21 protein-coding genes are annotated in these 21,779 nt (G+C 34.2%); 5 read left to right on the top strand and 16 right to left on the bottom strand.

Annotation, left to right across the window (positions count from 1 at the left end; genetic code table 11):
• Positions 1-48 precede the first annotated feature (48 nt).
• From ACK3CR_RS14905 to ACK3CR_RS14885, 5 genes are all read right to left on the bottom strand, one after another.
• On the bottom strand, positions 49-1,347 hold the full coding sequence (locus ACK3CR_RS14905; RefSeq protein ID WP_488975669.1) for a valine--pyruvate transaminase: 1,299 nt from the start codon (positions 1,345-1,347) through the stop codon (positions 49-51).
• 15 nt (positions 1,348-1,362) lie between these two features.
• A complete protein-coding gene (locus ACK3CR_RS14900; RefSeq protein ID WP_488975668.1) occupies positions 1,363-2,598 on the bottom strand; it encodes a DUF6421 family protein in 1,236 nt (411 codons plus the stop codon).
• A 137-nt stretch (positions 2,599-2,735) separates the two neighbouring features.
• Positions 2,736-3,674 (bottom strand): DMT family transporter, encoded by a 939-nt coding sequence (locus ACK3CR_RS14895; protein ID WP_430239079.1) that lies wholly within the window; start codon positions 3,672-3,674, stop codon positions 2,736-2,738.
• Between the two features lie 55 nt (positions 3,675-3,729).
• Positions 3,730-4,284: a type 2 periplasmic-binding domain-containing protein gene (locus ACK3CR_RS14890; protein ID WP_328124947.1), complete on the bottom strand. Its 555-nt coding sequence runs from the start codon at positions 4,282-4,284 to the stop codon at positions 3,730-3,732.
• Positions 4,285-4,296: 12 nt separating this feature from the next.
• Complete coding sequence (locus ACK3CR_RS14885) at positions 4,297-5,562, bottom strand: ATP-grasp domain-containing protein (RefSeq protein WP_488975667.1); 1,266 nt, start codon at positions 5,560-5,562, stop codon at positions 4,297-4,299.
• A 1,398-nt stretch (positions 5,563-6,960) separates the two neighbouring features.
• Between ACK3CR_RS14885 and ACK3CR_RS14880 the strand changes: the two genes are divergently transcribed.
• Positions 6,961-7,674, top strand: coding sequence for a hypothetical protein (locus ACK3CR_RS14880; protein WP_243512302.1), 714 nt, complete (start codon positions 6,961-6,963; stop codon positions 7,672-7,674).
• Between the two features lie 264 nt (positions 7,675-7,938).
• Here ACK3CR_RS14880 and ACK3CR_RS14875 read toward each other — a convergent pair whose 3' ends face one another.
• From ACK3CR_RS14875 to ACK3CR_RS14860, 4 genes are all read right to left on the bottom strand, one after another.
• The gene (locus tag ACK3CR_RS14875; RefSeq protein ID WP_276517188.1) at positions 7,939-8,688 is read right to left on the bottom strand and encodes an SDR family NAD(P)-dependent oxidoreductase; all 750 of its coding nucleotides are present in this window, start codon (positions 8,686-8,688) and stop codon (positions 7,939-7,941) included.
• 126 nt (positions 8,689-8,814) lie between these two features.
• A complete protein-coding gene (locus tag ACK3CR_RS14870) occupies positions 8,815-9,504 on the bottom strand; it encodes an SDR family oxidoreductase (RefSeq protein WP_488975666.1) in 690 nt (229 codons plus the stop codon).
• A 152-nt stretch (positions 9,505-9,656) separates the two neighbouring features.
• A complete protein-coding gene (locus tag ACK3CR_RS14865; RefSeq protein WP_243512308.1) occupies positions 9,657-11,153 on the bottom strand; it encodes an alanine/glycine:cation symporter family protein in 1,497 nt (498 codons plus the stop codon).
• 524 nt (positions 11,154-11,677) lie between these two features.
• The gene (locus tag ACK3CR_RS14860; protein ID WP_488975665.1) at positions 11,678-12,214 is read right to left on the bottom strand and encodes a cysteine hydrolase family protein; all 537 of its coding nucleotides are present in this window, start codon (positions 12,212-12,214) and stop codon (positions 11,678-11,680) included.
• 292 nt (positions 12,215-12,506) lie between these two features.
• On the opposite strand from ACK3CR_RS14860, the gene ACK3CR_RS14855 reads away from it, so the two are divergent.
• A complete protein-coding gene (locus ACK3CR_RS14855; protein ID WP_243512313.1) occupies positions 12,507-13,931 on the top strand; it encodes a phospholipase D-like domain-containing protein in 1,425 nt (474 codons plus the stop codon).
• Positions 13,932-14,177: 246 nt separating this feature from the next.
• Here ACK3CR_RS14855 and ACK3CR_RS14850 read toward each other — a convergent pair whose 3' ends face one another.
• Complete coding sequence (locus ACK3CR_RS14850) at positions 14,178-15,002, bottom strand: carbon-nitrogen family hydrolase (protein WP_488975664.1); 825 nt, start codon at positions 15,000-15,002, stop codon at positions 14,178-14,180.
• An 11-nt stretch (positions 15,003-15,013) separates the two neighbouring features.
• The gene (locus ACK3CR_RS14845) at positions 15,014-15,673 is read right to left on the bottom strand and encodes an MBL fold metallo-hydrolase (RefSeq protein WP_488975663.1); all 660 of its coding nucleotides are present in this window, start codon (positions 15,671-15,673) and stop codon (positions 15,014-15,016) included.
• A 102-nt stretch (positions 15,674-15,775) separates the two neighbouring features.
• On the opposite strand from ACK3CR_RS14845, the gene ACK3CR_RS14840 reads away from it, so the two are divergent.
• On the top strand, positions 15,776-16,129 hold the full coding sequence (locus ACK3CR_RS14840) for a winged helix-turn-helix transcriptional regulator (protein WP_243512359.1): 354 nt from the start codon (positions 15,776-15,778) through the stop codon (positions 16,127-16,129).
• A 436-nt stretch (positions 16,130-16,565) separates the two neighbouring features.
• Here ACK3CR_RS14840 and ACK3CR_RS14835 read toward each other — a convergent pair whose 3' ends face one another.
• Positions 16,566-16,781 (bottom strand): helix-turn-helix transcriptional regulator, encoded by a 216-nt coding sequence (locus ACK3CR_RS14835; protein WP_243512363.1) that lies wholly within the window; start codon positions 16,779-16,781, stop codon positions 16,566-16,568.
• A 283-nt stretch (positions 16,782-17,064) separates the two neighbouring features.
• Complete coding sequence (locus ACK3CR_RS14830; protein ID WP_243512366.1) at positions 17,065-18,024, bottom strand: aldolase catalytic domain-containing protein; 960 nt, start codon at positions 18,022-18,024, stop codon at positions 17,065-17,067.
• A 460-nt stretch (positions 18,025-18,484) separates the two neighbouring features.
• Between ACK3CR_RS14830 and ACK3CR_RS14825 the strand changes: the two genes are divergently transcribed.
• Entirely contained in the window at positions 18,485-18,685 is a 201-nt protein-coding gene (locus tag ACK3CR_RS14825) for a cold-shock protein (RefSeq protein ID WP_243512368.1), read from the top strand.
• A 76-nt stretch (positions 18,686-18,761) separates the two neighbouring features.
• On the opposite strand, the gene ACK3CR_RS14820 is transcribed toward ACK3CR_RS14825, so the two are convergent.
• Both ACK3CR_RS14820 and cshA read right to left on the bottom strand, forming a co-directional pair.
• Positions 18,762-18,935, bottom strand: coding sequence for a hypothetical protein (locus ACK3CR_RS14820; protein ID WP_268585748.1), 174 nt, complete (start codon positions 18,933-18,935; stop codon positions 18,762-18,764).
• Between the two features lie 350 nt (positions 18,936-19,285).
• The gene (gene cshA / locus ACK3CR_RS14815; RefSeq protein ID WP_480380800.1) at positions 19,286-20,704 is read right to left on the bottom strand and encodes a degradosome RNA helicase CshA; all 1,419 of its coding nucleotides are present in this window, start codon (positions 20,702-20,704) and stop codon (positions 19,286-19,288) included.
• Positions 20,705-21,082: 378 nt separating this feature from the next.
• Here cshA and ACK3CR_RS14810 point away from each other — a divergent pair, with 378 nt between their 5' ends.
• Positions 21,083-21,193 (top strand): cold-inducible protein YdjO-related protein, encoded by a 111-nt coding sequence (locus tag ACK3CR_RS14810; RefSeq protein WP_243512377.1) that lies wholly within the window; start codon positions 21,083-21,085, stop codon positions 21,191-21,193.
• A gap of 278 nt (positions 21,194-21,471) precedes the next feature.
• Here ACK3CR_RS14810 and ACK3CR_RS14805 read toward each other — a convergent pair whose 3' ends face one another.
• On the bottom strand, positions 21,472-21,675 hold the full coding sequence (locus ACK3CR_RS14805) for a cold-shock protein (protein ID WP_243512382.1): 204 nt from the start codon (positions 21,673-21,675) through the stop codon (positions 21,472-21,474).
• Positions 21,676-21,779 lie beyond the last annotated feature (104 nt).

The raw sequence follows: 21,779 nt of genomic DNA, 5'->3' as shown, positions 1-21,779 counted from the left end.
CCTTACCTTTAACATTTAATGATTATTATTTGTAAATAAAGGCTGATTTCAAGAAGTACTGATAGATATACTTGCCTTATAACACTCTTTAGTTACATTAGAGAGAATTTCTATGCCTCTCATGATCTCATCATCTGTAGCTGTAAGACTTATTCTAATACACTCCCTAGCATGTGTAGAAACATCATAACTATCATGAAAAAAAGAACTACCAGGTACAACAATTAAGTTCTGTTCCTTTAATTTATTATAAAATTCCTTGTCCTCCAATGGAAGATTTTCTAACCATAGCCAACTAAAAAGTGAGCCCTCTGCACAATGTAGAAACCAAGGTATATTATCAGGCATAAATATAGTTAAAGCTTTTTTCAGAGTTAAATACTTTTGTATATAGTGTTCCCGTATATACTTAACAGAGATAACAGGGAGTTGACCATTTTGAAGTGAATCAGCAACCATTTTTTGTCCTAATCTGGAGGAATGAATGGATATATTTGATTGAAATGCTTCCATCACCTTTATATATTGTGATTTTCCTATAGCAATCCCAATTCTTTCCCCTGGTAAACCTGCTTTTGAAACACTCATACAATGGATAATATTGTCCGTTAGTATAGGGTTCATATCCACAAAATTAATCGCTGGGAAAGGAGGAGCATATGCAGAATCAATCAATAATGGAATATTTAATTCACTGCATACATTTGAAATAAATAAAATATCTTCCTCTGATAGAACATTTCCACATGGATTGTTAGGGCGCGATAATACCATAGCTCCAATGTCTCTATTATTCATGATCCTTTCTAAGAAACTTTCTTTATTTAACTCGTAACGAAATGTATGATTATCTATTTTTGAAATAAGAGGAGGAATCCCCTCAATAATACTTTTTTCTAATGCAACACCACTATAGCCAGCATAATCGGGTAACATAGGTATTAGAGCACGTTTTAAATCATTCTTATTATTAGTGCCACAAAATGAGTTTAGAGCTAAGAAGAATAAATTTTGACTACCAGAGGTTATGAGAATATTTTCACGTTCCAATTTAACGTCATAGTTATTATAAAAATATTCTCTAATACAATCTATCAGTTCATAAGTCCCATAACTAGAACCATATTTACTAACCATATTCTCTAATTCGCCTCTATTGAGAATACTTCTTAAAGAATCCTCCCACATCTTATAAACTTCAGGTAAAAGTGTTGGATTTCCAGCACTTAGATTGATATATTTACTAGGATCTGAGTTAAGAACTTCTTGAATATCATGCATAATTGCCCTAACCCCTACTTTATCCATCATTTTCTGTCCAATTTTACTAAGTTTTAAATCTGACAAGTCTACACCAGCTTTCTAGATTGTTTCTGCACTAAATTTTAAATAAGGTACATTCACATTTTGGTTTTCTTGATAAATAAAGTAGTTTTCAGGAATAATGAATTTATCATTATTATTGGTAGGAAGTAGATATTTTCTCACGTATTGTTCAGCTTGCTCTTTGTACTCTACATCATTTTGAATAGTTTCGAGCTCTTCAATTTCTGACACTAAAATTTTTAACTCTTCAATACATTTTGATAAATCTAAATGGGTATGTTCATGATCTCTATAAATCGATTGACCGTTTTCTATTAGCCAACTGAATAAGAAAAAGCCTGTTCCCGAATCAAAGTTTCTAGGAGCATTATGTTGACTTGGATACCTCAAGAGACGTTCAAATAAGACAAACTCAGTAATCTCCTCCCAATAAGGATATTTACGTTCATTAAGAGTAATGATTGTTTGGCAATCAACTTTAATCTCCTCAAGAATTCCAGCAAAAAAGTTCATTTTAGCTTGGATGTTTTGATCAAATGGTTTATTTCCACAATGATGGTAGTAATCATGTAGATAACCCCATATAACTCTTGCCTCATAAGTTATCTCTCTATCCATATCTTTAGATTTAAATTTGAATTTCGGAAATATAATATTTGCTCTCTTTAATGTATCGTCATTATAAATGTCATGGAATTTATTAAAGAAAAATATAGCAAAATTCTGGCTAGTTACTTTTTCTTTAGTTTTTACGTTTTCAGGAAAGAAAACGATACACTTTTCTTCCATAAATCCTTGTGTGCCTGCTAAAATCTTTAGAGATTCACACCCGTTTTTAGGATGAGGTAGTTCCTTTTCAATAGGTTTCATTATCTCTGGTTCATCACGAAGGGCTAGAAATGCCTCAAAATAAAACCCCCTCTTATTCGGTCCATTTGGTGTAACAATAGGGCCTAAAAAAAATGTAACCTCGCCATTAACAGGTGGACGATATGCAATAAGTGTGTTATCAAAATATGGGGCTTCATCTAGCCCTCTCTTTATCCAATTTAATACGTCTTCTTTAAATGCAAATCCAACTTCTTTTAAGTTGAGGGAATTATAAATCTCCTCGGTATTTTTAATTAAATTCATTAAAATTTCTTTTGCTCTTTGTTTATTCTCTACAATTTGCCCTTGCGTACCTTGATATTTTCTTAGTTCATCTATCTCAGGTAAAATTTTATCTCGTAAAATAGTTAATAGCTGATCGGTATCGGTTTTAGTTAACATAAAGGAAATCCTCCTAAAATTTTTTATAAGGGAACATATAGCATTCTCTTAAACTTTTCTAGATTAAACGTCATTATTATAAAAAGGTCACTCTTACACAAGGAGTTTACTCTCTTTGGAAAATAAAAGGAACATGCTTATTTTGGTAAAGAACTGCTAGATGTCTCTTTAATTTCTTTGGTGGAGTGATCCACCTCTTTCCTTTTTAAATTAATAAATATAACTCCTATAAGAACAAAAATGGTTCCTAGGTAGATTTGGTTGTTTAAAGTTTCGTCTAGAAAAATAAAACCTACGTATAAAGCAATAATGGGCGAAATAAATAAATGGGCAGTTGCCTTTGATATATGCCACTGCTTTAGTAAATAGATATTAATCCAGAAGCCTAATACTGAGCCGACAATGGCCAGGTATAGTAAGGAAAAAAGACTGGAGCCAGAAAAAGTACGATTACCATCCTCTAGAATTAGACTCAATATTAGTAAGATTGTGCCTCCACTAAACATAGATAGAGAATTAAAGGTCATAATTGGTAAGGATTTAATTCTCATTTGTACTTGAATAGTAATTAAAGCAGAACCAAACATTGCTATTAGGATGACTGCCATGGCAATGAGCTCAATTAAATCTCCTTTAATCAGTAATTGATTTCCAAATACAAAAATAATTCCAAATAAAGCTAGTATTACACCCATTTTTTGTCTTTTAGAGGCGGGGGTACCTTTAAATAAACGATTAATTAAAAGGGCGAAAACAGAAATACTAGCAGCTAACACAGAAACTAGTCCACTTGGTAAATAAAGTGAAGCCCAATAAACTGAGCCGAATGGTATAGCAAAATACATAAGACCATTAAGAAGTGAAATAATTAGAACCTCTTTTGAAACAGAAAGCTTTCTATTTAAAAATAAATAACCTGCAATTAATATACTTGCAATTAAAAACCTCATACCAGCCGACCAAAAGGGAAGGCTACCTTCTAGCCCGGTTTTTTGGAAGGCCCATGTAGTCCCTCCTATCAAACATAAAAGTCCAAATAGGAGGGAAACATGGATACGAAATAATTTGGAACTCATAATACGTCACCTTGTTTCCTTTGTGTCTATTAGCAGAACAATTCCACTTAAAGTCTTATTTTCTAGCATGCACGGTAAAACACATAGGCACCTCACCGAAGTCTTTAACAATAAATAAATTGTGCTGTTCAGCAGCTTTAATTGTAGTAATACAGGAATCTACTATCCCCAATGAACAATCCAGTGCTGCTTGAGCATTACTGTCCACTAGCCTTATATTACTGCTAAATGCTTGAGCAAGATTAGCTGGAGCTGGATGAGAAGCAATTATGGTATCCTTAGAAAAATCAACCTCTTCTTTTGCTGCAAGAACCATATTGTATGTTGGCATGATAAAGCTATCTATAAGCTCTAAATTAGATAAATTCTTAAATACTATGTCATGAAGATAAGGATAAACAGCGCAACCTATAAGTATAGAATTTTCAGTCTCTTTAACATAGGGTAATGCTTCTTCGAGCGTTTTATGTAGAACAACTTCCCCTTTTATTTTTTGTTTCTCAAGCCATAATAAACCAGCCTTCTCACAATTTGTTCCTGCTGGACCTAATGTGTGAACAACTTTCACCTTTTGATTTAATTCCTGAACATTTTGCGTAATAGTCGCCATAATTTGAGCCCCCTAAATTGTTATATTATTTTTATAAGTAATTTTAATCTTTTCATCTAAATTCTTGTAATAGTTTTCACAATCATCATAAGACTGATGACTTGTCAAAATAAAACCAGGGTACCCCGAAAAATACGGGTAAGGTAAGATTTCAGTCCCTTTGTCAATAAATTGGAGAATCCTTTTTACTCGTGAATCTTTTTGTAAAGATTCAATTCCTTGAATTTCTTCAACAACACCAGATCCTTGAACTGGAATAATATAGTTACCTGCTACATTTTCAGCAACAATATGATGTGAAATACGATTGGAATCTAAAACTCCAACTGCATTTTGAATAGCTAACTGCATATAGTTAATACCTGTACTTTCTTTTACGATATAATGGGAGACACCTGAACCTCCAATTCGAGCTCCCACTTCAATTACATAAGGTACTCCATCCTGATTTAATCGTAATTCAGTATGAGCAGGACCATTTTCAATTCCTAATGCCTTTACAGCATGGGATGCTTCATTAGCTATGGTACTTTTTAATTTTTCATCTAACTGGGCTGGGGCTATATAAACTCCTTCCTCAAAGAATGGGCCTTTACAATCTCCCTTATATCCAATTGATAAAACATAAACTTCTCCTTTTATCGAGAAGGTTTCAATAGCGAATTCCGGTCCATCTATAAACTGTTCAATAACAATTCCACTCTTGTTTTGCGTAAATTTACCGAGTTCGTCTTCGTTAATCTTTTTTACCTTATTTATACTTTCCACTAACTCTTCTCTATTATTTACTCGAGTGACACCTTGACTCGAAAATCCATTAGTAGGTTTTACAACCAAAGGAAATTCAAATAATAATTCATCTAGAATTTCATCTGATGCTAATTCATAGAAAGTAGGTGTATTAAGATTGTTTTCCTTCAAAATTCTTCTCATTTCATTTTTATTCCGACAATTTTCTATTACTGAAATAGGGTGGTATGGAAGCTTTAACTCTTCTGCTACTTTTGCTACAAAGTCTAATGCTGGTTCAAATAGTGTCATTACTCCATCAAAAGGAATTTCTTGATATGCCTGTTTAACAATATTAAGTGCCTCTTCCTGCTGATCAAATAAACGGATAGGAATATATCTGTTAATACCAGAAAGGTTCTTAGGTCTAGTATCATTGGCATTATAAAAGAAAGTTACTTCTACACCTAAATCTTGTGCCTCCTCAAAAACAAAAGGTAAATGTTTATTTTGGCAAATAATTGCCAAGTGTTTGTTTGATATCTTCAATAGTCTCACTTCCTTCATTTTCAAATTAAGAGATCCAGAGCAAAAAATACGAACTTTGTATGCTAAATAATCGCTAAGAACACCTATTATCAGAAATAGTAGTGCTTTGTTAACAATGAGTTTTGGAATCAAATTAGATGAATTTTAGATGTTTTTGCATCTTAGCATACATTTTTTGTTTTTTAGGCTTGCTGTCCCTTTATAAAATTATTTAAATAACCTTAGTAATATACTAATCTGTCACTACTGAATGTTATTAATATTCAATTAATATTTTATTACTAAATTTTAGTAAAATTCAATTAATTACATTACTACTAAATTTTAGTAAAACTCAACTAGTTATGTCAATGTAATTATTAATAAATCTTTGTAAAATATTTGTAAAATAGATTCTTGAAAATGCTTTAAATCTGTATTTTGTTCAGCTCCCCTTATTATCAGCAATTTAAAAAATGTATACTCTATACAAACCTAGTTAACCTAAATGAATTATTGAACATAAAATACTCAGTCAAATTTTTTAAATTACATATGTATATGAATCTATAAAACTGGACAACCTATTGATGTATTTCCCTATCCACATAAATGAGTTTACATAAAATAGAATATATACTTCCTATTCTATTTAATTACCTGTTTCGCTATTGCCTCTTTAGGCATATGAGCATGCACAAAAGTACAGTTTTGCAAAAAATTCTTTTGCTTTAAAATAAAGTAAGATGAATTAGCGAAAAAGTGGGAATTAAAATTGAGACTTCTCAGTCTTAACAATTATTCTTTTGATACTACATCTGAAAATTTTTTTATAAATAAACTGCCCATTCTCCTTATAGATTACAGCTGTATATGTGGGTGTAAAATATTACTTATTAAAGGATACATGGAGAGAATATAATCTGTTTTAGAAAGTATAAAACAAACTATAGAATCGCCATTTTGGATACGTGTATAAGGGATTTATTTTGCATCAATAGTTATCATTTTGTAATTAACTCCCTTAACACCTACATTATCTACGTTTAGTATTTAATTAAACATTAAACTTAGGAAGAAACAATGTATACCGTATCCCAACCTAGTTAACATAAAACATGTTTGAGGAAATAAAAAAGCGCAAACCCGTTCAGTAACAACGAGTTTGCACTTTTCTTTTCGTTCATATATACTTTTATGGCCATTTCAACTTATCTATATTTTCTCTACGTACTAAAAGAAGCCCTATAAATTTTATAAGGCTTCTTAATCTTACTTTTTTTGTTATATCTAGTCTTTCACATAATTAAGTTCGAGACATCTACCTATTATTTAACAGCGTTTCCATCTAAAGTCTGGTTTCTGTCCTTATGTTAAAGGGTATTAAACTCAAAAAGTCAACCTCAAAAGGAGACAATTATGGTTACCATTGAATCGATCGTAATAGGTATTATATTCATCATCATTCAACTATACGCATTAACAATTGTCGACCGCTCTCCAATAGGCGAGCAAAAGCTGCTCTCCTTATCAGGCGGTGTAGCTATTGCTTATGTGTTTATTTATATCTTACCGACGCTTCACGGGAAACAAGAAAAACTCGGAGGATCGCTGGCCCTTGATACTGAACTTTATTTTCTTGGTCTTCTCGGCTTACTAGTCTATTTTTCGGTTTATTCATTCGCTGAGACAAATGCAGCAACACAGCTAAAGGAACAGACTGTTTATATGGTACAGGTGAGTTTCTTTATGGTTTATTCTTTTATCATTTCTTATGTCGTGTTTTCATCTGATGTCCAGCGAGTCGAATCACTATTCTACGGATTGGCTATTAGCCTTCACTTTATTGGGTTGTCCTATCATCTAGGAAAAGAACACCATCGCTTGCATCAAAACAGAGGTCGCTATATGCTTGCCGGAGCAACTTTGTTTGGAGCAATCGCAGGCAGCTTCGGTCCCTCATCAGGCCTATTTGTTGAGTCGATGATTGCTTTTAGTTCAGGTGCAATGTTATTTAATGTTATCAGCAAAGAACTCCCTTTCGAAAAGAACGCGCACTTGCCAACCTTTTTAATCTCAGCTCTTGTCTACGCCGCCACAATGATTGCGTTAAAAGCTTTTTTCAATTGGTAGGTAAGTGGGGAGTTTTTCTGCTTTTAACCTATATACGGTATATAAAGTTAGTTAACATAGGGTTGATTCAAGGAAGTAATAAAATCGCAAACCTGTTCAGTACAGCGAGTTTGCGATTTTTCTTTATGAATATTTTCAATTTGGAGACCATTTTTAAAAAATATGGACTTCTCTTATACGAAAAAGCCTATATATAGATAAAGTTTTTTTCCTTTAGATCAACGCTCAATTTTGCAAGATTTCTCATAATTTGTACTTATATAACTATTTTACTGAATAACCACCATCCACAAAAATATGAGTTCCAGTAATGAAGGACGATTCGTCTGAAGCTAGAAAAACAGCTGGACCTACAATATCTTCCGTCTCACCCACTCGGTTAAGCATGGTTAACCCACTTTCACGTTCCATTACCTCTCGATCTGAGAGTCGTGCTCCAGTCAGATTCGTACGAATGGTTCCTGGTGCAATTGCGTTTACGCGGATTTTCATACTTCCAAGATCTGACGCCATATGACGAGTCATAGAAGCAACGGCTCCTTTGGAAGCACCGTATTGTACTCCATTTGATTCTGCAATCACAGAAGTAGTAGAAGAAATATGAATAATAGAACCACCTCCTTGTCCGGCCATAACGCGAGCAGCTTCTTGGCTACACAGGAATACCCCTTTCGCATTGACCTGCATCACACGGTCGTAATCTTCTTCGGTTAAGTCGAGAAATGGCTTCCGTATGGTAATTCCCGCATTGGCCACGAGAATATCTAACCGTCCAAATTTCTGAACTGTATGTTCTATGCACTCCTTTACATTAGCGTGGTTACCAACATCGATATATGTAGCCAGCCACATATCCTCTGATATTCCTGAATCTTGAGCCACCTTTTGTGCTGCTCCAACATTAATATCCGCAAAGACAACTCGTGCCCCTTCTTTAAGATATCCTTGGGCAATCGCGGCACCCATGCCCGATCCAGCTCCTGTCACTAATGCTACTTTATCTTTAAGTCTCATTTCTATCTCTCCTGAATTATTGATAGGGATTTACTTTTAATAAATTAGACCTTACACTCACACATATTTTTTTGATTCTCACAAAATAGAATGAATATTCCAAATTTTTTATTGGTAGTTTCTCTATTAATGCTTATTTTTATCATTCTTAATCACAACTTCTTCAACCAATATGTTTTTTCGCGGTTTGATATTTTCCATGATAATATCGGCAACATCGTCCGGTTCCATAAAAGTTTCTTCTGTACTAGCTCCTCCCCATAATTCAGTTTTCATATTCCCCATATAAGCTCCAAATATCCTAATAGCCGTCGGCTCAAGTTCTAGTGCTAAGCTTTCAGTAAATCCTCTTACACCAAATTTACTTGCGCTATAAACCGATTCTGTGACTTTTCCTCTCTTCCCTGAAAGAGAGATAATGTTGACAATATAACCTTGATTTCTCTTTTTCATGTCATCTAATAATTCTTGTGTACAAAAGATTGTTCCTTTTAAGTTAATATCAATCATTTGGTGAATAGATTCTTCGCTTAAATTCTCCGTCAAATCAAAGGTTCCAACCCCTGCATTATTGATTAATACATCTATTTCCCCAATCTCGTCTTTAATTAAGCGCATAACTTTTGCTACATCCTGTTTAGACGAAACGTCTACTTCATAAATAGAATGATTGTTTGTTAATGTTTTAGCTGTTCGAATCAGTTTTGTTGAAGTTCGTCCGAGTAAACATACATGACAACCTAAATCAGAATACTTTTTTGCTAAAGAAGCTCCTAATCCACTTCCAGCCCCTGTAATTACAACATTCATATCCATGTAACTTTCCCCTTTCTCTTAATATAAGATTGACCCCTTGATGAACAAACAAGGATTAAGTCAAATAGAATTTAAAATAATTTATACAAAATTACATTCCTACTTAAAAATCTCCGTAAAGGTCAAGAACCATGCCTGGTGTTGCCTTTCATTTAGGAAGAAATAAATGTTTTTTTATGCTCCTCCTGAGCCTCAATATCCTTATAATGTGTTGAATTTCTATATTCTTTCTCCCAATAATCAGCTCCTGTAATACCTAACATAGCAGGATCAAATACAGGATCTTTCCCTTCCTTTTTCTGTCTCTCATAATCTTTTAATACTTTAAACGCTTGTTTGGACAAGAATAAAATAGAAAAGATATTCAACCAAGCCATACTTCCAATTCCTAGGTCTCCTAATCCCCAGGCAAGTGCGGCTGCTTTAATACTACCATAGAAAACAATAGCCAATATGATAACCTTTAGGACATGTTCTATCCAAACTCGCTTCACTTTTCCCAATGCATAATTAAGACACGTTTCTGCACTGTAATAATAGGCAACTAATGTAGTGAAGGAAAAGAGTAAAATGGCAATGGCCACAAAAGGAGCACCAAATCCTGTTAGCACCGACTCAACTGCTTTTTGTGTATAAATTGTTCCCGGCTCAACATTTCCTAAATTATTCATAAGTGGTTTCATCCCATTCGGCGTCACATTATACATACCTGTAGAAAGAATCATAAACCCAGTGGCAGAACAAATAAGTAGCGTATCGACATAGACGGCAAAAGACTGAACTAACCCTTGTTTAGCAGGATGAGAAACTTCTACTGCCGCAGCTCCATAAATTTCACTTCCTACTCCGGCTGCATTTGAATAAATACCTCTTCGAACTCCCCAGGCAATTGCCGATCCTATAATCCCTCCAAATGTTGCATCGGTTCCTATAGCACTTGTAATAATAAGTGAAAACATATGAGGAATTTCGGAAAAGTTTACACCTAGGATAATAAAACAAATCAAAATGTATCCAATAGCCATAAATGGCACAAGTATCTCTGCAAACTTTGCAATTCGTTTCACTCCGCCAAAAATAATGGCTGCAAGAGCTACAACCATTAGCCCTCCAGTTACTGAAGGCTTTATTTCAAAAGCTGTTTCCATACCAACTGCAACCGTGTTTGCTTGTAGAGCTGGTAACAGCATTCCCTGTGCAACTACTGTGACAATGGCGTATAATACAGCAAGCCACTTCATTTTTAACCCTTTTTCCATGTAGAAGGATGGACCTCCACGTAATTGCCCATTCTCTTTCACCTTATAGACTTGAGCGAGCGTTGTTTCAACAAATGAAGTTGCAGCTCCTAAGAATGCCATAACCCACATCCAAAAGAGAGCACCTGGCCCACCATATGCGATAGCAGTAGCCACACCTGCAACATTTCCAATCCCTACCCTACTGGAAAGTGTCATGGCTAATCCTTGAAAAGAAGATACTCCCGTCGCAGAACCTCCCCCATCAAAAATTAACTTTCTCATGTCCTTAAGATGCCGAATTTGAAGAAAACGTGTAGCAAGAGAATAAAACACCCCTACTCCCAGGAAAACGTACACTAAGGCTGAACTCCAAACAATTCCATTGAGCCAATTTATAAATGTCTCCATAAAAGTCCCCTATCCAAAAGCTATATTTTTTTCTATGAAACTCTCGCTATTTTATAGTTTTAAATGGGCTAATGATGAGATTCATACGTAGATTTGCTATTTCCTCATATACTCAAACTTTAGGACAAATCAGCATGAAAATTATCCTCCAGTCCGCAAGTGACTGCTGAAATGATGAATAGCTATTTAATCTTCCCTATACCTTGCTAATCCATTTATATAGTTCCCTTCATCTCCTTCCTGACAGATACCTCAATAGAAGTTGATCGTATTTACCCTCTTTTTTTAATTTCTCATGTATTTCTTCATTTAATCACTACTTTCATTCTTTTGAAAACTTGATTTCCAGTTTCAGTCTATAAATTTTTGAATATTCTATCTTCTCTAAAATATAATTTATATTCAGAATCCCCTCATCAGACATAGTGTAAAGAATTGATAGCTAATAATTTTACACTAGATATGTAAAAAACCTTTGCTAATGCTGAGCAAAGGTTTTCTTCTTCCTATGTTAATTAATTGGTTTAAAATATAATTTCTCGTGATTCTTTTAACGTGACAAATCTGCTACCTAATATATTATTATGATGTTCTATTATTTTATCAGCTGAAAGAACATCCGTATCAAATGTGCTATGAGCATCTTTTACTAAGATATTCTCTTTGTAACCTAAGCTATATGCTCTTCTACAAGTAGTGTCTAAGCAAAATTCAGTTTGCATATCTGCAATGACTAAATTACTAATTCTAAGTTCTTGAAGTTTATTATGTAGAATTGTTTGATAGAAGGCGTCCCAAGAAGACTTTCGAACAACAATTTCTGTTGGTAATGGGCGAACATCACGATGGATTTCCCATGTGAATTTACCTTCACTAAGCATACTATCGGAACGAGGATCAGTATGCTGTATATGAATAATTGTTGTGTTTGATTGACGAGCTTTTGTCAGTAGAGAAGAAATATTGTGGAGCACTTGTTGTTCATTCCATAAAGCTCCACCTTCATAAGAAAACATAATATTTTGGACATCTACAAGCAGCAAAGCTGTTTTTTTACTCATTTCGTTGTATCCTCCTATTGAGTCATATGGTAGAAAATTCAAAACAACATTATATCAAATTAAAATTTCATATTATATAGCTTATACTTACAAAACATACTCTTATTCAAGTTGTATATGATATACAAAGTTAGTTTACAGAAAATAAGTTCGAATAGATAAGAAAAGAGATCTTCTTTATATACAAAGAAGATCTTTTTAAGTATGTGAACAATTAAAAGAGTTTAAGTATAAAATGCCTCTCTTTTATAGATTCTAAAACGGAAATCAATTATAAAGAGATGAAGGGAACATGAGAGTAAAAATGATATTAAAAACACTTGGAGCTCTTTTGCTTTTATACCTTATATACACGATCATAACGGCTATTGTCCTTTTTTATCTACCGGTGAAGAAAGAGAAAATCGGCCCAACAAATATTAACCATTTCTTAGGAACAAAGAAATCAACAGACCGAGTTCTCTTGCTTGAAGATGGCTATAACTCAGGAGTTGCTCGTGTAAAAATGATTCAGGAAGCGAGACATTCTATTGATATTGCGTACTATGCTTTAGGAAAGGGAGAATCGACAGAATTAATTTTAGGAGCGCTTATTGAAGCAGCGGACAGAGGAGTTCATGTTCGTGTTCTCTTAGACGGAATCTCTCATAATCTAAGAGGCAAAAGAAGCAATGTTCGTTATGCTTTAGCATCCCACCCAAACATTGAATTTAAATATTATGAACCCTTTACTCTTCTTAAACCATGGACATGGAACAATCGACTTCATGACAAGATTATGATTGCTGATACAAATATTTCTATTAGTGGTGGAAGAAATATTGCAGATAAGTATTTAGCACGTACTCCTTCTAAAGATTTTGTTTATGATCGAGATGTTGTTGTTTTTAATGAAAAACAGCAGAAGGATAGTATTATTTTTACGATGAAAGACTACATCGATATGTTATGGAATCATCAATATACAGCTACTGTATTCAAAAATCTTTCAAAGAGCGAAAGAGAAAAAGGTGAAAGAGTAAGAGAAGAGTTAAAAAGAAAATATAAGAAGGCGAAACATTTAGAAAAAGATTTTGTTAACCCTATTTTCCAATGGAAAACGTCTACTGTTCCTACTAATCAAGTGACTTTTATTCATAACCCAATTGAACGTTTGCGAAAAAAACCTATTGTTTGGCAGAAGCTTCTTGCACTTGGCGAACAAGCAAAAGAGTCTATTTTCATTCAAAGTCCTTATGTTATCCCAACAAAGAATATGGAAAAATATATACCAAATAAAGAACAGGAAGGAGTTATTTCGACGATTCTTACCAATTCATTAACATCTACTCCTAATCCTCTTGCTTTTGCTGGATATATAAAATCAAGAGATGAAATTGTTCAGTCAGGTGTACGTCTTTATGAATATGAGGGACCCCATTCCATTCATGGTAAATCCATTATTTATGATAAAAGGTTAAGTGCCGTAGGTTCATTTAATATTGATTCACGTTCTACTTTTCTGAACACTGAATCCATGCTTTTAATTGATAGTGAAGAATTTTCAGCTATTCTAATGGAAGCAATAGATGATAAACTTTCAAAAAGTACACTTATTGCTAAAGATAAAGAGTATGTTCAATATCCTGAAGATCAAAAGCCACATGAACCAGCCTTAAAATCATTTCTATTGCAAGCGGTTTCTAAAATAACAGTGTTGTGGAGAGAGTTAATTTAACGAATATAATATTGATCTTGAGATCCCATAACTTACATTAAAAGAAGTAATAAAAGCGCATCCCCCTCAGTAACACCAGTTTGCGCTTTTTATTTTCTTTTATATACTTTTACGGACGTGTGTTAAAACATGTCTCCCTTTTTTCACGTGTTCAAATAGAAAATAACGATTATTTAAAATCGGATACTAAAACAACATGTAGCAAATACACTACATGTTGTTTAGATATTTAAAAGGCTTCTACGTTCATCTTCTATCCAATTTGTCCTCCGCGTACTTATAAACGTCCGGTCTCAGGTTTTTGAATATTGGGATATTTTCTTGTTGTTCTGCTACTTTCTGTATATCGATTTCTGCTGTTATGATTTCTTCTTGGTTACCCGCTTCTTCTACTATGTTTCCATTTGGATCGATGACAATTGAATGTCCTGCGTATGTGTTGCCGACATGATTTTTATTATTCACGTCCCCCACGCTATTACAAGCAATGACATAGACGCCATTTTCTATGGCTCTTGCTTTCAATAGTGTTCTCCAATGATTTACGTTTTTTGTAGTCCACTGTGCAACATAGAAAATGATTTTGGCACCTTGAGACGCTGGGTAGCGTGTAAGTTCTGGAAAACGCAAGTCGTAACATATAATTTGGCTCGCTTTGATACCGTTAATTTCAAATACTTCTGGAACTTCCTCTCCACCTCTTAAATACTGATGTTCATCTAACATCGGCACGAGATGTATTTTATCTTTTTGATAGAGCAGCTCACCCGTTTTTGATACCGCAAAAGCTGTATTATAAATGTGGTCATCGCGTTTATTTGAAACTGAACCTGCAATAATATCCACATGATGTTTGGTTGCTAAACTTCGGATAAAAAGAAGACTTCTTGTTAAATCGATATCTGCTTTTTCCGCTAAATGTGGTAAATCATAACCGTTATTCCACATTTCAGGTATCACAACAACCTCAGTATCTGCTGCGAGCTTTTCTTCAAACAAGGCTTTAATACGGCTTTCGTTTTGCTCAACTTCTCCTTCTATAATCTCAATTTGAAATAATTGTATTTTCATTTTTCTCCCTCCTATTCATATCTAAATTTATAAATGGCATATAACTCATCATTGTATTTAACATCTTCGCCATGTGATGAAGATATAATAGAAGGTTTAATTTCATCTATAACTCGCCCGCTATTAATATTTTCATCCATATCACCTGTGAATTTTTGAATCGGTGGGTGTAAAGTTTCATCATGAGAAATGAATAAGTCTCCAGTTAACAACACATTGTCATCTTTATGATGATATATCACATGTCCCGGTGTATGACCGGGTGTTAAATATACGTCTAGGGGTAATGTTTTAATGATATTGTCACTTAAACCTTCAACTTGATATTCAACACCTGTTGTTTCCTCTTCTGCTTTGTTTGGATAGGGCTTTTCACCATTAATAAACGGAATTTCAATTTCGTGCGAGTAAATAGGAATATTTAATTTCTCTCGTAGATACTTGGCACCATTAATGTGATCGAGATGACCATGTGTCAGTAAGATACTTTTAGGAACACCTAAAGATTTTGCTGCATTCAGCTGATTATGTGCATAATCTTCCATTCCAGTATCAATGATATAAACATCTTCACCATCCACCACGTACCATGTACTGATTTTGACTGGAATGCCGACAACGATTTTATAAGTGAGTCTATAAACATGTTCAGAAATTTGAACAAATTCCAATTCATACACCTTCTTTTCATTTATTTGATATCATAAGTTTAATAAGAAAAAAAAGGTGTAACAAGAAGGCACAATTTTGTTACTACCCGTTGAGGTGAGAAAATGTCAGGCTTTAAAAGCGATCAATATGGTACTTGTACGTTAACTGTGAAGCATGCTTGTCCAATTGAATTAACGATGCATATTATTGGTGGTAAATGGAAAGGCATCATTTTATCCCTATTGTCGCAATCACCAATGTATTACAATGCAATGCGCCGTGAAATACCAGGTATTACCCAACGCATCCTTACCCTACAACTTAGAGACCTCGAAAAAGATGGTATCATTGAAAGAGAAGAAACAAACGATAATCCTAAGAAAGTTTTATATTATTTAACAGCTCTTGGAGAAGAACTTGTCCCAATACTAAAATCCCTAGAGAAATGGGGCAATGCTTATATGAGTAAGCAATAAGAGGGGTTAATTATTCGTTTCCCCCTTTGTTTTTGGCGCTTATTTTGTGACGGTAGGATTGATTTATTCATCGAAATTAAAGCTGTTTGATATGCTATTCAGTTCTATATAGTTATGTTATTTGTAATTCCATGTGTATTAATTGGACTAGTAATTCAAAAAATCATGATTTACCCTTCATAAAAAAGAATGCTGTTTTCAGAAGAAAACAGCATTCTTTTTTAGTTGGTAAATAATCAAGCCTTTATTGTACTAAATTCTAAATTAAACAACTTTGGAGACATGAATTGAAACAAATTTCACTCTCTTCGATATGAGCGAGTTTGTATTTTTTATTTCTATGTAGCCGGCGTCATTGTTTTCACACTACTATATATTAAGAAACAGGTGATGGAATACATTCACGACTTTAACAACGTTAAGCTTTTTAACCAAATTAACTCTTTGAAAAAGCTTGTTCCCCTTTAACTAACTCATCCAATGTTATTTCATATAACTCACTCATCTTAACCAAGTTATCAAGAGTAGGATAGGCTTTGTTTTTTTCCCATTTAAAAACAGTTTGTCTAGATACAATCATTTTTTGAGCTAGTTTTTCTCGACTCATATTGTGTTGTTCCCTTAAATCTTTTAACTGTTCACCTAAATTCATTTTTTCACTCCTTACTTCAGTTAATGAATTTACTTTATTATAATAAAAACATAAATACACTAAGTTATATTGCTTATAAACTTAACAGTATTGCTGTAAAAGGGAACGTTTTCAAAATCATCTATTTATAAAAAACGTATATACTCTTCGTAACATTGATTTTCAGGCACTTATTCATAAAAAAGAAGAACATCTAATCTTAGGAGGCTATACCTTCACATATAATCTATTTAGTAAAGAAAAAAAGTACCTCCATTAACAGAGGTACCTTTAGCAATCTAACCTATTTTGAAGCTGGAGCTAGCGTAACTTCAGGTGAAGTTACTTTGTCATAAAAATCTACAAATTTGTCACGATCGGCGCTATCACGGTAAGCCATAGCAACACGTGGATGTTCATTAAGTACACCAGAAATCATATAAGGAATGATATAGCCCCACTCCCACTTTTGACGCATTTCTAGCATGTGCTTTTCAATGATGCCAAGAACTGGCTTAAGCTCATAGCTTGGTTTTGGTATGTAGCTAACGAGTAGCTCCGTGTTGCAGTTACCCGCTGCACGACCCATACCATAGACAGATGAATCAAGAAATGCAACCCCATTTCGCATCGCAGTTAATGTATTAGCAAATGCTAATTGCATGTTGTTATGTGTATGAATCCCAAGCTGTTTGTTAGGAATCATCGCCTGGAATTTTTTCACTTGATGCTCAATATCCGCGGGATCTAAGCTTCCAAAAGAGTCAACGATATATACAACATCTACAGGACTTTCCTTCACCATCTCGAACGCTTCAATAAGCTGTTTTTCCGGTACACTAGATAGAGCCATGATATTAAGTGAAGTCTCATAGCCCAAATCGTGAAACATTTGCACAAGCTCTAAGCCTTTATCTACTTCGCGAATATAGCATGCCACTCGAATCATATCTAAAACACTTTGCTCACGTGGTAGAATGTCATTTGGATCTACACGTCCAATATCTACTAAAGCAGATAACTTCGTGAACTTTTTTTCAGGGATAATTTCTTTTAAGAAATTATCGTCAAGAAATCTCCATGGATTGGGCTCAGTCGCTTGAAGAAGCTTTGCGGAATTTTTATAGCCGATCTCCATGTATTCAACCCCCGCTGCACTTAAACCATTATATAAGTCTTGAACAAATTCGATGCTGAAATCCCAATTGTTAACTAATCCTCCATCACGAATGGTACAGTCTATAATTTTGCTATTATGTTCCATGATAATAATTTCCTCCTGTTTATCCTGCTTTTATTAATATTATTTTTAACTTTTACGCTTTTATGTACTAAAGTTTCCTATTGTGTTTATACCACGACTCATTTGAAGGTGTCAATCTATTTTCTAAACACACTGATTTCTACTGTACACATATAATCCACCCTTTTTTCTTTATAATTACATTCCAACATAAAATTCAAGCTAAATATGACATTCATATTTAGCTACCATAATGTAAGTTATAGGAAGAAAAAAGCCTTTACTTCACAGACACAAAGCTTTATCATTCTCACCAATTTCCAAGAATTTATATAAATTCATTTTCAAACTGTGCTAGTGTTTAAATTCGCAAGGAAAACATGATAATTCAAGTTTAAAACGCCCTCATTGAGATAATATAATAAGTAAGCTAGGCTTAATTATAACCTGGTGTATTTTTTATATTCTAGGAGGCAATATTATGGAACAAGGTACAGTGAAATGGTTTAATGCAGACAAAGGATTCGGTTTTATCGAAGTTGAAGGCGGAGACGATGTATTCGTACATTTCAGCGCAATTCAAGGCGAAGGCTTTAAATCGTTAGACGAAGGCCAAAAAGTAACGTTTGATATTGAACAAGGTCAACGTGGCCCACAAGCGACAAACGTCCGTAAAGTATAAAGGAACATAATAAAAACAGACTCTATTTTCAGAGTCTGTTTTTACTTAAAAAGATTTTTATATCAAAACTTACTCATTATTTTTCATGCTTACTTAATTCTTCTTCAAAGAAAAAAGTACTGGGATATTTATTGACCACATAAGAGTATCTTTTCATATTTTCCACATAATGACTTTTTAAAATTGTTACTAATTCATTTGTCCCTCTTATATTTACTATTTCTCCATCATGAAATATTTTCTCCCTCATAGTCCTCATCCTCTCGAGTATCAAACATAATAAAATTTTTAATTTTATTTATCGTGAGAGCTAGTTTAAATCTCACACAGTACTTTATTTTATCTCGTTCTTTCGCCTGATATTTTTTAGTTCTCCTTAATTATAAGGGTTAACCATTAGAGTTGCCGTATTATTCTTATAATAGAGTTGAGAAAGGTTTACATCACTCCGTGTAGGTTTTCTTCCGATAGACGTGTACAAAAAGTAAGCAACCTTTCTTCAATAGTTGATTCAGCAAAGGTTAGCTGTTTTTAACACTTTACAGGGCGATAAAGCTCGATACCTACTAGGAAAGTATACAGTCAGAAAACAATAAGGGCTTATTTTCTATAAGTTTTTTTACGACCTGTTGTTTTTTTACGGCCTGTTGTTTCTTTTCTACCTCTACTTCTCTTGCGTTCTGTTTTTGCCTTTTTATTACGAAGCGGGGCCACTTCAGTTAATCGGACAGGAGTCGTATTCGATTCTTTTGTTAAGAGCTTTAAAGTGGCTGACAATAAGGTAACAGAATCCACTTCTTCTAATAACTTTTCCGCCATAGGTTTATATTCCCCTAACTCTGTTTTGTCAATGGCGGTCAAAACACGGTGAATCACTGCTTCCTGATTTCCTGCCATTACTTCACTAGAAGTAGGAGGCGATTGTCTAGACATGCTTGTTTTCGTGACATCTTCAATTACTTTTAAGTGATGACGTTCTCTCGTAGTTATAAATGTAACCGCCAATCCCTTAGTACCTGCTCGCCCTGTTCGACCAATACGATGAACATAGCTTTCAGGATCCTGAGGAATATCAAAATTATAGACATGGCTAACACCCGTAATATCAAGGCCTCTTGCTGCAACGTCGGTTGCAACCATAACCTCAATAGTATGCTCCTTGAATTGACGAATCACATCGGCCCGTTTTGATTGTGTAAGATCTCCATGAATACCTTCTGCTGCATACCCACGTTTTTTCAACCCTTCGGCAAGTTCATCCACACGTCTTTTTGTACGCCCAAATACAATAGCAAGGTCTGGTGCTTGAAGATCTAAAAGATTACAAAGAACATCAAATTTTTGATTTTCTGGAATTTCTACATACTGTTGCTCAATGTTCTTTACTGTTAACCCCTTCGCTTTTACTTTCACGAGTTCAGGAGTGTTCATAAACTTCTGTGCTAAACTTTGTACCTGCTTGGACATGGTTGCTGAGAATAATAAGGTTTGATGTGGAGAAGAAATGCTACCAAGAATCGTTTGGATATCTTCAATAAAGCCCATGTTTAACATCTCATCTGCTTCATCTAGAACAGCTGTACGAATATGATCTAAACGAATGGTTCTTCTTTTCATATGATCCATAAGACGTCCTGGCGTTGCCGAGATAATATGCGGTCTTTTCTTAAGCGCCTTGATTTGGCGATTAATATCCTGTCCCCCATAAATAGGTAACGTGTGAACACCTTTTACCTGTCCAATTCGATTTAATTCCTCAGCTACTTGAATAGCCAGTTCACGTGTTGGTGCTAGAACGATTCCCTGAATCGTTTCTTCACCAAGCTCAACCCGCTCTATAAGGGGTATACCAAAAGCTGTTGTCTTTCCAGTACCTGTTTGAGCTTGTCCAATTAGATCTTTACCCGTCATAGCTATCGGAATAGCTTCAGCTTGAATCGGCGTAGCCTCTTCAAAACCCAAGTTATGAACGGCCTTTTCAATGTCCTTACTTAAATGAAAATCAGAAAATTTTTTCAAGTGTTTCGTACTCCTTCTTTTACTTAAATTCAGAAATGAGAAAAGTACTCTTCAAACAGAGGTGTTGCTTATTCATTCCTGCGTATTGTAAACCAATGTTACTATCAACTAATATCTTGTTTTAAGGTATCTGTACAAGACAAATTCAAGCCTTATTTTATCCACGCTTACATGTATTTATAAATTCTTATAGGATCTATAAAGAGTATTTTAATTTAGAAAGATATGGTTCTTAATATTTCCTTTTTAAAAGGTATACTATTTAGGAGGAAGGATGATGTAGTTATGTATTATAACCATAGGAAGAAAAATACAGAACCCTTACCTAGAGAACGCACAGAGATTTGGGAATGCGAATTATAAGAGTGGAATGATTAGATGAGAAAAAATTTCTCTTATCAAAATCATCAAAAGTGTCCTTTGTGTGACTATAAAATGCGAGTTGGAGAACGGCTTTTAGACGCGTTTCCTAATCCCCATCAAAAATAATTCATGCTCGCCTTTTGTATAAATTCCTAAAAAACTTCTAGCATTTTTTTAACTAAAATTAAATTTCTCACCAAACAAACATGCCATATTTGCTTTATATTTCTAATGTATGATATAACTAGTCCATACCTTGTTCTATTGGTTTTACCCAAAAACCAGATTTAAAACTCTGGTTTTTTCATTATACCGAGATTTTAAAAGTAGATATAATATGTTTTTTGCTAGCTAGTGAAATCAAAAGTAAAAAAGACTCCCAGTGGAGTCTTTTTTACTTTTGATTATGCTACTTTATGAACGTTAGCAGCTTGTGCTCCACGTTGCCCTTGCTCGATATCAAACGTTACTTTTTGACCTTCGTCTAACGATTTAAAACCTTCGCCTTGAATTGCGCTGAAATGTACGAATACATCGTCTCCGCCTTCAACTTCGATAAAACCGAATCCTTTGTCTGCATTAAACCATTTCACTGTACCTTGTTCCATAATATTGCCTCCTGTTGTGGGTTGCCCCACACTTGTATTACTACCCTTGTTCAACCATACTATCTCAAGATGAAAATTTCTATTGAAGAGACTTCTCTTCCCGC

It is taken from the genome of Priestia sp. TRM10 (assembly GCF_057808375.1).
The sequence above is the reverse complement of the archived record's forward strand: the minus strand, read 5'-3'. Positions and strand labels throughout refer to the sequence as shown.